Origin of the sequence: Streptomyces sp. NPDC002886, assembly GCF_042888445.1 — a bacterium.
Classification (GTDB): Bacteria; Actinomycetota; Actinomycetes; order Streptomycetales; family Streptomycetaceae; genus Streptomyces.
This window is the reverse complement of record NZ_JBIAPV010000003.1, coordinates 595,120-608,070: the sequence shown is the minus strand read 5'-3', so window position 1 is coordinate 608,070 and position 12,951 is coordinate 595,120. Positions and strand designations below refer to the sequence as shown.

Sequence of the window (12,951 nt, the reverse complement as noted above, 5' to 3'; positions counted from 1 at the left end):
CGTACGGGTGGGAGGTCCTTCCGGATGACGCGCTCACCGCGGTCGGCGGGCCGGGCGGGCAGGCGGAAGGATCAGGACGGGAGGACACAGTTCTTCCGTCGCTCTTCGACCGATCCGGCGTGTGGATCCGAAAACGCGCGGATCAAAGCGGGCGCGGCGCGCCCGTCGGCGAAGTGGAAGAGCGAGAGGTACCGCACGTACTGTGCGATCGACTTCGATGCACCGCAGCCCCACCTCCTCCGGCCGGTCCCCCGTAAGGGACGTCCTGTCGCCGGGGCACTGAAACTTCTCTTCTGAGAGCGTCCCCGACCAGCGGTCAACGATATCAGCCGACGGATGGTCAAGAGCCGCTCTTTACCCGGCTGATACGAGTTCTATGCTCGCTCCATGGCAGAAATTCTGGCCCTTGTGGAAGCCCGGCTGCGCGCCGCGCTCGGCGAACCCGACGCCCGCGCCGCCGTCACCTTCCTGGGCACCGACCGTTTCGAAGTCCTGCGCTTCACCGAGGGCGACCTGGTGCGGTACGCGACCCTCGGTATGTCCGCCCACCCCATGGGTGACCCCACGGTGGTGGTCGCGGATCCGCTGCGCGGCCCGCGCGCGGAGCTGGTGCTGACCGTACGGGGCGGGCTCGCGCCCACCGACAAGCTGCTGCGGCCGCTCGCCGTACTGGCGGCGTCGCCCCAGGTGGAAGGACTCGTCGTGTCGCCCGGCGCCTCACTGGACGTGGGCGAACCCCTGTGGGACGGGGCGCCGTTCACCTCCGTGCTCGTGGCGGAGCCCGGCGGCCTGGTCGAGGACGTCGTCCTGGACGACCCCATGGACCCCGTCTCCTTCTTCCCCCTCCTGCCGATGACGGCGAACGAGGCGGCGTGGAAACGCGTCCACGGCGCGGCCGCCCTCCAGGAACGCTGGCTCGCCCGCGGCACGGATCTGCGGGACCCCCTGCGCACGGCGGTCGCACTGGACTGAGCCTCCGGCCGCCGGCGCCGGCCGCCGCCCGGCCGCCCGGACGGGTGACCACGTCTTGACGGGGCGCGCGGTGGGGAGGAGCGTGGCTTCTTATGAGGGGCGAACCGAGTTGCCCGAAGTGTGGTGGCCGGGTCAGGGCGCCCGGTCTTTTCGCCGACTCCTGGCAGTGCGCGGCGCACGGCACCGTCCACCCCCTGCAGCCCGTGATCCCGCCGAGCGTCGAAGGCCTGGGCGTGGTGGTGAACCGGGCGCAGGTACCGGTCTGGATGCCGTGGCCGCTGCCCGTCGGCTGGCTGTTCACCGGGATCGCCTCCGCCGGTGACGACCGCAGTGGCGGTCGGGCCACCGCCGTGGCCTGCTCGGGTCCCGGTCCGCTCGGCGGCATCGGCGAGCTGCTGCTGATCGCCGAGGAGCTGGGCGTCGGCCTGGGCGCGCGGTTCGCCGGCCTCGACGCCCCCGACCCGGGCCCCTTCATGAACGTCTCCGCCGCGCCGCACGCCAAGGTGGTCGCCGCGGGGCGCCCGACACCGCTCTGGCACGTCACCGGCGTCCCCGAGGACCGGGCCGTGTTCGCGGGCGAGGCGCGCGGGCTGTGGCTGTGGGCGATCGTCTGGCCGGAGCAGTCGGGCCTGCTGATGTACGACGAGCTGGTGCTGACCGATCTGCGCGACGCGGGATCCGAGGTCGAGCTGCTGCCCTGCGGAGCCCTGAGCCCGCGCATCCTCTCCTCCTGACGCACCGCTCGCGCGGCTCGGCCCTGGCGGGCCTCCCCGGCTTCGCGGTGCTGCGCCGGACTCCGTCCGGCGGTCCCGGCGCGGTGAGCCCGTGCGACCCCCGGCGCGGCCATGCAGGTGGGGGCCCGTAGAGGGAAAAGCGGACGGTATCCTGGAGTGTCCCCCCGTCCGCGTGTGAACCCTGGAGTTTGGCTGTGCGCATCGACCTGCACGCCCACTCCACGGCCTCCGACGGTACGGACAGCCCTGCCGAGCTGGTGCGCAATGCCGCCGGTGCGGGGCTCGACGTGGTGGCGCTGACCGACCACGACACCGTCGCCGGATACCGCGAGGCCGTCGCCGCGCTGCCCGCGGGGCTGACCCTGGTGACCGGCGCGGAGCTGAGCTGCCGTCTCGACGGCATCGGCATGCACATGCTGGCGTACCTCTTCGACCCGGAGGAGCCCGAGCTCTTCCGTGAGCGGGAGCTCGTGCGCGACGACCGCGTTCCGCGCGCGCGGGCCATGGTGGGCAAGCTGCGGGACCTCGGCGTGGAGATCACCTGGGAGCAGGTGGACCGGATCGCCGGTGACGGCTCCGTGGGCCGCCCGCACATCGCCGCGGCCCTCGTCGAGCTGGGTGTCGTGCGCACCGTGTCGGACGCGTTCACCGCGGACTGGCTCGCCGACGGCGGCCGCGCGTACGCCGAGAAGCACGAGCTCGACCCCTTCGACGCGATCCGCCTGGTCAAGGCGGCCGGCGGGGTCACCGTCTTCGCCCACCCCGCCGCCGTCAAGCGCGGCACCTGCGTGCCCGAGAGCGCGATAGCCGCCCTCGCGTCGGCCGGCCTCGACGGCATCGAGGTCGACCACATGGACCACGACGCCGCCACGCGCGCGCGCCTGCGCGGCCTGGCCGCCGATCTCGGTCTGCTGACCACCGGGTCCAGCGATTACCACGGCAGCCGCAAGACCTGCCGCCTCGGGGAGTACACGACCGACCCCGAGATCTACGGCGAGATCACCCGCCGTGCCACCGGGGCGTTCCCGGTCCCCGGCGCGGGTGGACGCGTAAGCGGCTGACCGGCTGATCCCTGCCGCGGCCCCCTCCCCCTTCTGCCCTTTTTCGTGACACCCCTCTCCTGCAAGGCATCACTGTGCTCGATTTCGCCGTCTTCGGATCCCTCTTTCTCACGCTTTTTGTGATTATGGACCCTCCGGGGATCACGCCCATCTTCCTCGCGCTGACCTCCGGCCGCCCCGCCAAGGTGCAGCGCCGCATGGCCTGGCAGGCCGTCTGCGTCGCCTTCGGCGTCATCGCCGTCTTCGGGATCTGCGGCCAGCAGATCCTCGACTACCTGCACGTCTCCGTGCCGGCCCTGATGATCGCGGGCGGGCTGCTGCTCCTGCTCATCGCCCTCGACCTGCTCACCGGCAAGACCGACGAGCCGAAGCAGACCAAGGACGTGAACGTCGCGCTCGTCCCGCTCGGGATGCCGCTGCTCGCCGGGCCCGGCGCGATCGTCTCGGTGATCCTGGCGGTGCAGAAGGCCGACGGGTTCACCGGTCAGTTCTCCGTCTGGGCCGCGATCGTCGCGATGCACGTCGTGCTGTGGGTGGTGATGCGCTACTCGCTCGTCATCATCCGCGTGATCAAGGACGGCGGCGTGGTCCTCGTGACGCGCCTGGCGGGCATGATGCTGTCCGCGATCGCCGTCCAGCAGATCATCAACGGCGTGCTCCAGGTGATCGAGAGCGCGTAGCGCCGAGCGCCGCGCATGCGAACGCCCCCGCACCGGATCGGTGCGGGGGCGTTCGGCGAATAGGTGGACGCGGTCAGTTGGACACGGTCTCAGCCGGTCGGATCAGGATGCGCTGGCCTACGGCCGCGGCCTGCTGCACGATCCGGTTGACGGAGGCCGCGTCCACGACGGTGCTGTCCACGGCAGATCCGTCGACGTCGTCCAGGCGCAGAATCTCGAAGCGCATGGGGCTTCTCCCTTCGTCAGTGTTTCTTCCTTGTACAGGGTTAACGAAGTGTAAGCCGCAAACATTCCCTACGCTAAGGAAATTTTTTCCTTGTCTAACTACTAACGGGTGTCGGAGACGTCAGAGGACCCCTCGGAGCCCCTCCAGAACGCCGCCACGGCGGCCGCCGTGGCCGCCGGATCCTCGGCGTTCGGAGAGTGTTCCGTCCCAGGGATGACCACCCGCGCCGCGCCCAGCCGCCGGGCCATCGCGTCCATCTCCGACACCGGCCACACCGGGTCCGACTCCCCGGACAGCACCAGCTTCGCCGGCCCGGGCGCCGCGGCGGCGAGCTCGTCGATCCGGTCCGGCTCCTCGATCAGGGCCCGGCCGGTGACCATCAGCTGCTCGGGTACGGTCCCCAGCCAGCGGGCGCGCAGGAAGGCCGCCAGGGCCGGGTCCTCGGGCGGCGCGTCGCGCGGATCCATGGCGCGCATCGCCGCCCAGATGCCGGGCATGTCGTCGCCCATCGCCTCCAGCGCCGAGATCAGCAGCTTCGTACGGCCCTGCTGTTCCGCGCAGACCGCGCCCGGGCCGCTGCTCAGCAGCGTGAGGGTGGCGTAGAGGGCCGGGTCGCGGACCACGGCCGCCCGGACGATCAGCCCGCCCAGCGAATGCCCGAGGAGGTGCACCGGACCGGCCGCGCCCAGGGCGGCGGTCTGCGCGAGGACGTCCCGCGCCAGTTCCGCCAGGGCGTACGGGGCCTGCGTGCGCGGGCCGCCGCTCTCGTGCTGCCCGCGGCCGTCGACGGCGACCACCCGGTACCCGGCGGCCGCCAGCGGCCCGAGGAGACCGATGAAGTCCTCCTTGCTGCCGGTGTAGCCGGGCACCAGCAGGGCCGTGCCGCGGGCCGGCCCGGCGGGCACGGCCTCGTGCGCGGCGAACTCGCCACGGGCCGTGGCCAGGCGGTACGCGCGGGCGCAGGGCGGGAGCGTGAGGGTCGGCGGCTTGCTCATGGCCCGAGGTTACCGGCCCGTACGCCCGTAGGGGAGCTCCGCAGGGCCCCGGGTACGCCGATGGCCCCGGCCCCCTCGAAAGGGGACCGGGGCCATCGGAAGGGCGTTACGCCTCCGGGGTCTCCACCGCGGCGACGGCCTTGCGGGTCCGCGTGCGCTTCGGCTTGACCGGAGCCTCCTCGGCGGCCGGAGCGGCGGCCTCGGCGGCCGGAGCCTCCGGGGCGGCGGCCGCGACCTTGCGGGTGCGGGTGCGCTTCGGCTTGACCGGAGCCTCCTCCGCCACCGGAGCGGCGGCTTCGGCGACGACCTCGGCGGCCGGGGCGGCGGCGGCGACCTTGCGGGTCCGCGTGCGCTTCGGCTTGACCGGGGCCTCCTCGACCGCGACCGCGGCGACGGCCGGAGCCTCGACGACGGCGACCGGAGCCTCGACCACGGCGGCCTGCGCCACGATCTCGACCACCGGGGCGGCGGCCGGAGCGGCCGCGGCCTTGCGGGGGGCGCGGGCACGCGGGGCGCTCGAGCGGGGTGCGCTGGAGCGGGGCGCGCTGGAGCGGCGCTCCCGGACCGGCTCGACCGGCGGGGCGATCTGGAAGTCGGGCTCCGGCTCCCTGACGAACGGGGCCAGGGGCTCCAGCTTCGCCGCCGCCGGGGCGACGAAGGTGGCGGCCGGAGCGGCCGACCGGGTCCGGCGACGGCGCGGCTTGCGTGCCTCGTCGGAGGCCGGAGCCTCGGGGGCCGAGACCGCCGGAGCGGCGGCGACCGGGCTGACCGGAGCGGCGGCGACCGGGCTGACCGGGGCGGCCTCGGTGGTCACCGGGGTCAGGAGCTCGGCGCCCTGGTCCGAGCCGCTGCGGGTACGGCGGCGCTGGCGCGGGGCACGGGCGGGACGCTCCTCGGCGGCGACCGGGGCGGCGGCACCGCGGCCACCGTCGCGGCCGCCACGGCCACCATCACGACCGGAGTCACGACCACCGTCGCGGCCGCCACGGCCACCGCGACCGCCGGTCTCGCCCAGGTCTTCCAGGTTCTCGGCCTTCAGGCCGGCCCGCGTGCGGTCGGCGCGCGGCAGGACACCCTTGGTGCCGGCCGGGATGTTCATCTGCTCGTACAGGTGCGGGGACGTGGAGTACGTCTCCACCGGGTCGTGGAAGTCCAGCTCCAGCGCCTTGTTGATCAGCTGCCAGCGCGGGATGTCGTCCCAGTCGACCAGGGTGACGGCGATGCCCTTCTTGCCCGCGCGGCCGGTGCGGCCCACACGGTGCAGGAAGGTCTTCTCGTCCTCGGGCGTCTGGTAGTTGATGACGTGGGTGACACCCTCGACATCGATGCCGCGCGCGGCGACGTCGGTGCAGACCAGCACGTCGACCTTGCCGTTGCGGAAGGCGCGCAGCGCCTGCTCGCGGGCGCCCTGGCCCAGGTCGCCGTGGACGGCGCCGGAGGCGAAGCCGCGCTTCTCGAGCTGCTCGGCGATGTCGGCCGCCGTGCGCTTGGTGCGGCAGAAGATCATGGCGAGCCCGCGGCCTTCGGCCTGCAGGATGCGGGAGACGAGCTCCGGCTTGTCCATGTTGTGCGCACGGAAGACGTGCTGCGTGGTGTTGGCGACGGTCGCGCCCTCACCGTCCTCCGAGACGGCGCGGATGTGCGTCGGCTGGGTCATGTACCGGCGGGCCAGTCCGATGACGGCGCCCGGCATGGTCGCCGAGAACAGCATCGTCTGACGCTTCGCGGGCAGGTAGGACATGATCCTCTCGACGTCGGGCAGGAAGCCCAGGTCGAGCATTTCGTCGGCCTCGTCGAGGACGAGGGCCTTGACCTTGGAGAGGTCGAGCTTCTTCTGCCCGGCCAGGTCGAGCAGGCGGCCCGGGGTGCCGACGATGACGTCGACGCCCTTCTTGAGCGCCTCGACCTGCGGCTCGTACGCGCGGCCGCCGTATATGGCGAGGACGCGGACGTTGCGGACCTTGCCCGCGGTGAGGAGGTCGTTGGTGACCTGGGTGCAGAGCTCGCGGGTCGGAACCACCACGAGGGCCTGCGGGGCGTCGGTCAGCTGCTCCGGAGTGGAACGGCCGGCCTCGACGTCCGCGGGGACGACGACGCGCTCCAGCAGGGGGAGGCCGAAACCGAGCGTCTTGCCGGTACCGGTCTTGGCCTGGCCGATGACGTCCGTGCCGGACATGGCGACGGGGAGGGTCATCTCCTGGATCGGAAAGGGGGACACAATGCCGACGGCCTCAAGGGCTTCGGCCGTCTCGGGAAAGATCCCGAGGTCTCGGAACGTAGTCAGGGTGCTGCCTCTTCTGTGAGACGCGGCGCGAGGCGGCGAAGGGGGTCGTACCGTGCCGGGCTTGCAGTACTACTACGTACGTACGAAGCTGCGCGGGACCACGAGCCATCGCTCAGGCGCTTTATGCCGCTGAGGGGGCCCCTCGTGGGAGGCGGTACGTATGAACGTACGCATCACGCCGAGGGCGGTCGGGTGGAGCCGATCGGGCCACCGACCGGGCATCCTCATTCGGATGGCCCGCCGAGTGTTCGGCAGGCGCATTACCACTGTACCCCGGAATCTCGCAGCTGTGTCGGGTGAATTCACCAGGTAGGCGCGTTTACGTGGACTGAGCAGGTGGTTCACGGTGCCTTTCGGCGAGCTATTGTGCGGTGCATGTCGACCGTTGAAAACGCATCGCCCGCCGACGAAAGCGCCCCCGCCGAGGCAGTCGGCATCGCCGCCCAGGACTGGGCCACGGCCTCCGCCTCGCCGCAGTACCGGGCGGCCGTGGTGGATCTGCTCGGTGCGCTCGCGTACGGCGAACTCGCGGCCTTCGAACGCCTCGCGGAGGACGCGAAGCTCGCGCCCACCCTCGGGGACAAGGCCGAGCTCGCGAAAATGGCCTCCGCCGAGTTCCACCACTTCGAGCGCCTGCGCGACCGGCTCGCCGCGATCGACGAGGACGCCACCGCCGCGATGGAGCCCTTCGCGAAGGGCGTCGACGACTTCCACCGCCAGACCGCGCCGTCGGACTGGCTGGAGGGCCTGGTCAAGGCCTACGTCGGCGACTCCATCGCCAGCGACTTCTACCGCGAGGTGGCCACCCACCTCGACACCGACACCCGCGGGCTCGTCGTGAGCGTGCTCGACGACACCGGCCACGGCGGTTTCGCCGTCGAGAAGGTGCGCGCCGCCATCGAGGCCGACCCGCGCTGCGGCGGCCGGCTCGCGCTGTGGGCCCGCCGGCTGATGGGCGAGGCCCTGTCGCAGGCCCAGCGCGTGGTCGCCGAGCGCGACGCGCTCTCCACCATGCTCGTCGGCGGCGTCGACGGGATGGCGGCCGGCTTCGACCTGGCGGCCGTCGGCGAGATGTTCACCCGGATCACCAAGGCGCACACCAAGCGCATGGCGGCCCTGGGCCTGGCGGCCTAGCCCGACCGGGACGGGCGTAGACGTACCTCGGCCCCCGCGCGGAAACTCCGCGCGGGGGCCGACGTCATGCGTCAGTGGGGCCGTCTAGCCCCTCGTCGGAACCGAAAACGGAGTCCGGACGGACGGCCTCGCAGTCCGGCCCGGGGGCCGCAGCAGCAGGGACACGACCACCGCCGACACCAGGGCGCCGCCGATGAAGGTCGCGAAGAGGTTGTTGTGCCCGGGGCCCAGCGCGGTGTGCGTCAGATAGGCCCCGAAGAGGGCGCCCGCCACCGCGCTCACCAGCACCACCCGCGAGGAGGGCAGCCGCGGGCCGAGCACACGGACGGCCGCCCCGGCCAGGGCGAGGCCCAGGAGAGCGGAGCCGAGCGCCTCGATCAGCAGCATGGGGGTTCCTCTCGGACGGCGGATGGACCGGGTCGTACGGGAAGCGTGTCTCACACCGGTCCTACCCGAAGCGGAGGAAACGGAAACGGCCCGGCGGAGTGGTCCACCGGGCCGTTCTCGGTACTTCTGGGTACTTCGTGGTGCTCGGAGCCCTCGGCTCGGAGCCCTCGGCTCAGAGCGCGCCGAAGCCGACCTTGCGCACGCTGGGCTCGCCCAGGTCGACGTACGACAGGCGCTCGGACGGCACCAGGACCTTGCGGCCCTTGATGTCCGTGAGGCTCAGCAGCGGCGCCGAGCCGGACAGGGCGGCGGTGACGATGCTCTCCAGCTCCTCGGCACTCAGGTCGCTCTCGAGCACGATCTCCCGGGGTGCGTGCTGCACGCCGATCTTGACCTCCACGGCCTTGTCCCTCCGACGGTCCGGTTCGCGCGATCAGCCGCGCCGTTACCCGGTCCACATTAGCCCGGAGAGAGGACGTGTCCGCCGCGCGGCGAAAACGCTCGCAGCGAACAGCCGCCGGTCAGGCCGTCGGGGACCGCCGCGACCGGCCCGGCGAGCCGGGCCGGCGCAGGTCAGACGTCCGTCAGACGTCCGTCGGGTGCAGCGGGAAACCGGCGATTCCGCGCCAGGCCAGCGAGGTCAGCAGCCCCACCGCGGTGTCACGGGCGACCGGGCTCTCGCTCGACAGCCAGTACCGGGCCACGACCTGCGAGACCCCGCCCAGGCCCACGGCCAGCAGCATCGACTCGTCCTTCGACAGGCCGGTGTCCTCCGCGATGACCTCCGAGATGGCCTCGGCGCACTGCAGCGAGACGCGGTCGACGCGCTCGCGCACCGCCGGCTCGTTGGTCAGGTCCGACTCGAAGACGAGCCGGAAGGCGCCGCCCTCGTCCTCGACGTAGGCGAAGTAGGCGTCCATCGTCGCGGCGACGCGCATCTTGTTGTCGTTCGTCGACGCGAGCGCCGTGCGCACGGCGAGCAGGAGGGCCTCGCAGTGCTGGTCCAGGAGCGCCAGGTAGAGGTCGAGCTTGCCGGGGAAGTGCTGGTAGAGCACCGGCTTGCTGACTCCGGCACGCTCCGCGATGTCGTCCATGGCCGCGGCGTGGTAACCCTGCGCGACGAAGACCTCCTGGGCGGCGCCCAGGAGCTGGTTGCGCCGGGCCCGGCGCGGAAGTCGCGTGCCCCGCGGACGCGCTGCCTCGGTCTGCTCGATGGCTGTCACGCCGCCTCCCACTTTCTCTAGAACACAGTGCGCCTTGCGCCGCGCGGCCATCGTACTTTTCGGTAACCGAATCTGGTGGGGCAAGCCGAGTTTTCTCGCGGTACGGACCGTCGGTTACACGCCGGACATGCTGGTCAGCGCTGGCTCAGCGGTAATCGTCCTCGTCCAGGGTCACCACCCGGGTCTGCTCGGCCGCGTCCCCGGCGGAGGCTTCGCGCTGGCCCACGGGGGTGAGCGGATCGTCATCGACCGGATTCAACTCCGCGTTCTGCTCCGCCGCGTCCGCCTCGGGGGCTTCCACATCGAGGCTTTCCCGCAGCTCCGACTGGAAGGTGTCCGGTTCCGCAGGGTCGACAGTCATGGAGCACCCCTTTCCACTTCCCCTTACGAGCCTAGGAGGCTCGCGCATACCCCGCTAGGCGGTTCCGCAAGCATCTGTGACCGCGAACACAAGAGGAGCCGCGTGATCGTCTCGTAACATTGCCCCATGTCTTCGACCGAGCTGCCGGGTGTACGGTCCGCCGACCCCTCGTCCTCCGGCCAGTCCTCCCAGGTGGGAGCCGTGCGTCTGGCCGAGGGTGAGCGGCTGCGCACCGACCGGCTGCCCGGGCTGGAAATGAACGTACGGGTACGCCACGCGGCCCGTGCCGGTCTGCCGGCCGCGCTGTTCGTCCACGGGCTCGGCGGATCCTCGCAGAACTGGTCCGCGCTCATGGCGTGCCTGGAGGATTCCGTCGACGGCGAGGCCCTGGACCTGCCCGGCTTCGGCTGGTCCCCGCCGCCCGCCGACCGGGACTACTCCGTCACCGGGCACGCGCGCGCCGTCATCCGTTACCTCGACGCCGCCGGACGCGGACCGGTGCACCTGTTCGGCAACTCCCTCGGCGGGGCCGTCTCCACCCGGATCGCGGCCGTCCGGCCCGACCTGGTGCGCACGTTGACGCTGGTCTCCCCGGCCCTTCCCGAACTGCGCGTACAGAGGTCGGCCGTGCCGACCGCGCTGCTCGCCGTACCCGGCATGGCCGGGGCCCTGGACCGGCTCACCCGCGGCCTGAGCGCCGAGCGGCGCACCCGGGGGCTGACGGAGCTGTTGTACGGAGACCCCGCGCGGGTGAAGCCCGAGGTGTTCGAGGCGGCCGTCGAGGAAATGGAACGGCGGCTCGCGCTCCCGTACTTCTGGGACGCGTTGACCCGTTCCTCGCGCGGCATCGTCGACGCGTACACCCTCGGCGGCCAGCACGGACTGTGGCGTCAGGCGCAGCGGGTGCTCGCTCCGACGCTGCTGGTCTACGGTGGCCGGGACCAGCTCGTCTCGTACCGTATGGCGCGCAAGGCCGCCGCGGCCTTCCCGGGTTCGCGGCTGCTGTCCCTGCCGGAGGCGGGACACGTGGCGATGATGGAGTACCCGGACGTGGTCGCGGCCGCCTTCAGGGAGCTGCTGGCCGCAGATGGCGGCAGCGTGAACGGCGCGAACACCGTGAAGACCGTGAAGACCGTGACCACCGTGCACACCGACGAGGACGGCAAGGGCTGAGGACGTGGGACGACATAGTCGCAAGGAGCCCGGCCGGGCTCCCGGCCCCGGCTCAGGCCATCCGGAGCCGGCCGAACAGGCCGGCGCCCGGGCCGCCGCCCCGGCCCCGGCCGGGTGGGCCGAACCGGCCGCCGCCCCCCGCGGGCAGGCGGCCCCGCCGCGCCGCGAACCGGTGTCCGGCGTGCGCGGCGGCCATCCCGAACAGCACGAGTCCGGCGGAGCCTGGGGCGCGAGCGCCGGTACCGGTGTGACCTACGGGGACTGGCGCGGCGTCCCGCGCACCCCGGTCCATGACGGCCCGGTCCATGACGGCCCGGCCTATGACAGCCAGGCCTACGACAGCCCGGCCTACGGAACTCCGCTCTACGAGGCCCCGGTCTACGAGACCCCGGCCTTCGGTACTCCCGCGGTCGGCTTCCCGCAGGTCGGCTTGGACTCGCCGATGACCGCGACGGGTTCGCACCGCGCGGTCCCCGTCGCCGAGGACCTCTTCACCACGACCGGTCCGCACCGCCGGATCCCGGTCCACGAGGACGTCTTCGCCACCACGGGCTCCTTCCACGCGGTCCCGGTCGCCGAGGACGCCTTCACCGCGACGGGTTCGCACCGCGGTGTGTTCCCGGCCGCCGGGGACGTCTTCCCCGAGGACGCCTTCACCTCCAGCGGTTCGCACCGCCGGATCCCCGCGCCGCGCGCGCCGGTCGTCGCCCCCGCCGAGGAAGCACCGGAGGCGCCGCCCGCGGCCGGACGGTCCGGCAAGGGCCGCACGTACGCCGGGATGGCCGCCGCGGCCGTCACCGTCGCGCTCGCCGTCATCGTCGCGGGCCAGGCGGCCTCCGAGAGCGACAGCGGCAAGAACACCGTGCGCGCCTCCGACGAGGGCAACAGCCACACCGCACAGGGCAACTCCGCCGCCTCCCGCTCCGACGACCGGCCCACCCCGGACGCCTCCGCGGCGATCAAGGCCGCGCCGGAGCTCACGTACGACCAGAAGATGGCGCAGCAGTTCCCGATCGACGAGAAGCTGAAGGGCCCCGGTGCCTTCGACACCGTGCCCGGTGTGGCGAAGGCGCCCGGCAAGGGGAAGGTGGTCCGCTACCGCGTCGACGTGGAGCAGGGACTCGGCCTCGACGCCCAGCTGTTCGCCGAGGCCGTGCACCGCACGCTGAACGACGACCGGAGCTGGGGTCACGGCGGTACGAAGACCTTCGAGCGGGTGCCGGGCGGCGAGGCCGACTTCGTGATCACCCTGGCCAGCCCCGGGACCACGGGGGTCTGGTGCAAGAAGTCCGGACTCGACACCACGATCGACAACGTCTCCTGCGACTCCGCGTCGACCGACCGCGTGATGATCAACGCGTTCCGCTGGGCACAGGGTTCGGTGACCTTCGGCCCGGACCAGATGTTCGCCTACCGCCAGATGCTGATCAACCACGAGGTCGGCCACCGGCTCGGCCACGGCCACGTGAGCTGCCAGACACCGGGCGCACTCGCCCCGATCATGCAGCAGCAGACGAAGTCCCTGGACATCAACAACATCCACTGCAAACCCAACCCCTGGGTGTATCCCGGGAATTGATCAATCGCTTTGACAAATTGTTCGATGGTCGGTCATTGTTCTCCGCATGTCGCACATTCACACCACCACCGCGAGCGCCGCCATTGAGCTGGCGCTGCTTGGTGTGACCGCGCACAGCGTGGCCGACATCCTCTGTCGCTGA

15 protein-coding genes are annotated in these 12,951 nt (G+C 72.1%); 8 read left to right on the top strand and 7 right to left on the bottom strand.

Annotated features, from left to right (window positions below):
• The first annotated feature begins 387 nt into the window (after positions 1-387).
• From ACFYYB_RS14980 to ACFYYB_RS14965, 4 genes are all read left to right on the top strand, one after another.
• Positions 388-972: a suppressor of fused domain protein gene (locus tag ACFYYB_RS14980; RefSeq protein WP_389435659.1), complete on the top strand. Its 585-nt coding sequence runs from the start codon at positions 388-390 to the stop codon at positions 970-972.
• Between the two features lie 92 nt (positions 973-1,064).
• A complete protein-coding gene (locus tag ACFYYB_RS14975) occupies positions 1,065-1,706 on the top strand; it encodes a DUF6758 family protein (RefSeq protein WP_327304698.1) in 642 nt (213 codons plus the stop codon).
• A gap of 194 nt (positions 1,707-1,900) precedes the next feature.
• Positions 1,901-2,767: a PHP domain-containing protein gene (locus ACFYYB_RS14970; RefSeq protein WP_389435658.1), complete on the top strand. Its 867-nt coding sequence runs from the start codon at positions 1,901-1,903 to the stop codon at positions 2,765-2,767.
• A 74-nt stretch (positions 2,768-2,841) separates the two neighbouring features.
• Complete coding sequence (locus tag ACFYYB_RS14965) at positions 2,842-3,447, top strand: MarC family protein (RefSeq protein ID WP_327304696.1); 606 nt, start codon at positions 2,842-2,844, stop codon at positions 3,445-3,447.
• 73 nt (positions 3,448-3,520) lie between these two features.
• Here the strand turns inward: ACFYYB_RS14965 and ACFYYB_RS14960 are convergent, their stop codons facing one another.
• From ACFYYB_RS14960 to ACFYYB_RS14950, 3 genes are all read right to left on the bottom strand, one after another.
• Positions 3,521-3,673 (bottom strand): hypothetical protein, encoded by a 153-nt coding sequence (locus ACFYYB_RS14960; RefSeq protein ID WP_243335969.1) that lies wholly within the window; start codon positions 3,671-3,673, stop codon positions 3,521-3,523.
• Positions 3,674-3,774: 101 nt separating this feature from the next.
• Positions 3,775-4,668 carry an alpha/beta fold hydrolase gene (locus ACFYYB_RS14955; protein WP_389435657.1) on the bottom strand — a complete coding sequence of 298 codons (894 nt, stop codon included), beginning with the start codon at positions 4,666-4,668 and terminating at the stop codon, positions 3,775-3,777.
• A gap of 106 nt (positions 4,669-4,774) precedes the next feature.
• Positions 4,775-6,862, bottom strand: coding sequence for a DEAD/DEAH box helicase (locus ACFYYB_RS14950; RefSeq protein WP_389435656.1), 2,088 nt, complete (start codon positions 6,860-6,862; stop codon positions 4,775-4,777).
• Positions 6,863-7,327: 465 nt separating this feature from the next.
• Here ACFYYB_RS14950 and ACFYYB_RS14945 point away from each other — a divergent pair, with 465 nt between their 5' ends.
• Complete coding sequence (locus ACFYYB_RS14945; protein WP_327304693.1) at positions 7,328-8,086, top strand: ferritin-like fold-containing protein; 759 nt, start codon at positions 7,328-7,330, stop codon at positions 8,084-8,086.
• 84 nt (positions 8,087-8,170) lie between these two features.
• Here the strand turns inward: ACFYYB_RS14945 and ACFYYB_RS14940 are convergent, their stop codons facing one another.
• The 4 genes from ACFYYB_RS14940 to ACFYYB_RS14925 form a co-directional block, all read right to left on the bottom strand.
• On the bottom strand, positions 8,171-8,473 hold the full coding sequence (locus ACFYYB_RS14940; RefSeq protein ID WP_389435655.1) for a hypothetical protein: 303 nt from the start codon (positions 8,471-8,473) through the stop codon (positions 8,171-8,173).
• Between the two features lie 172 nt (positions 8,474-8,645).
• Positions 8,646-8,873 carry a DUF3107 domain-containing protein gene (locus ACFYYB_RS14935; RefSeq protein ID WP_250741766.1) on the bottom strand — a complete coding sequence of 76 codons (228 nt, stop codon included), beginning with the start codon at positions 8,871-8,873 and terminating at the stop codon, positions 8,646-8,648.
• Between the two features lie 184 nt (positions 8,874-9,057).
• A complete protein-coding gene (locus tag ACFYYB_RS14930) occupies positions 9,058-9,696 on the bottom strand; it encodes a TetR/AcrR family transcriptional regulator (RefSeq protein WP_266880971.1) in 639 nt (212 codons plus the stop codon).
• A gap of 145 nt (positions 9,697-9,841) precedes the next feature.
• Entirely contained in the window at positions 9,842-10,057 is a 216-nt protein-coding gene (locus ACFYYB_RS14925; protein WP_389435654.1) for a hypothetical protein, read from the bottom strand.
• A 126-nt stretch (positions 10,058-10,183) separates the two neighbouring features.
• On the opposite strand from ACFYYB_RS14925, the gene ACFYYB_RS14920 reads away from it, so the two are divergent.
• Genes ACFYYB_RS14920 through ACFYYB_RS14910 form a run of 3 tightly spaced genes read left to right on the top strand, consistent with a single transcriptional unit; the run spans position 10,184 to position 12,951 of the window.
• Positions 10,184-11,230 carry an alpha/beta fold hydrolase gene (locus ACFYYB_RS14920; RefSeq protein WP_389435653.1) on the top strand — a complete coding sequence of 349 codons (1,047 nt, stop codon included), beginning with the start codon at positions 10,184-10,186 and terminating at the stop codon, positions 11,228-11,230.
• Positions 11,231-11,234: 4 nt separating this feature from the next.
• Positions 11,235-12,809, top strand: coding sequence for a DUF3152 domain-containing protein (locus ACFYYB_RS14915; protein WP_389435652.1), 1,575 nt, complete (start codon positions 11,235-11,237; stop codon positions 12,807-12,809).
• 46 nt (positions 12,810-12,855) lie between these two features.
• Positions 12,856-12,951 carry an Ms4533A family Cys-rich leader peptide gene (locus tag ACFYYB_RS14910; RefSeq protein ID WP_327304688.1) on the top strand — a complete coding sequence of 32 codons (96 nt, stop codon included), beginning with the start codon at positions 12,856-12,858 and terminating at the stop codon, positions 12,949-12,951.

Excerpts from the sequence above, each read along its gene's own strand:
- ACFYYB_RS14975 (WP_327304698.1), top strand. The coding sequence starts at position 1,065 with ATGAGGGGCGAACCGAGTTGCCCGAAGTGTGGTGGCCGGGTCAGGGCG.
- ACFYYB_RS14925 (WP_389435654.1), bottom strand. The coding sequence starts at position 10,057 with ATGACTGTCGACCCTGCGGAACCGGACACCTTCCAGTCGGAGCTGCGG.
- ACFYYB_RS14920 (WP_389435653.1), top strand. The coding sequence starts at position 10,184 with ATGTCTTCGACCGAGCTGCCGGGTGTACGGTCCGCCGACCCCTCGTCC.
- ACFYYB_RS14945 (WP_327304693.1), top strand. The coding sequence starts at position 7,328 with ATGTCGACCGTTGAAAACGCATCGCCCGCCGACGAAAGCGCCCCCGCC.
- ACFYYB_RS14910 (WP_327304688.1), top strand. The coding sequence starts at position 12,856 with ATGTCGCACATTCACACCACCACCGCGAGCGCCGCCATTGAGCTGGCG.
- ACFYYB_RS14980 (WP_389435659.1), top strand. The coding sequence starts at position 388 with ATGGCAGAAATTCTGGCCCTTGTGGAAGCCCGGCTGCGCGCCGCGCTC.
- ACFYYB_RS14950 (WP_389435656.1), bottom strand. The coding sequence starts at position 6,862 with ATGACCCTCCCCGTCGCCATGTCCGGCACGGACGTCATCGGCCAGGCC.
- ACFYYB_RS14955 (WP_389435657.1), bottom strand. The coding sequence starts at position 4,668 with ATGAGCAAGCCGCCGACCCTCACGCTCCCGCCCTGCGCCCGCGCGTAC.
- ACFYYB_RS14960 (WP_243335969.1), bottom strand. The coding sequence starts at position 3,673 with ATGCGCTTCGAGATTCTGCGCCTGGACGACGTCGACGGATCTGCCGTG.
- ACFYYB_RS14940 (WP_389435655.1), bottom strand. The coding sequence starts at position 8,473 with ATGCTGCTGATCGAGGCGCTCGGCTCCGCTCTCCTGGGCCTCGCCCTG.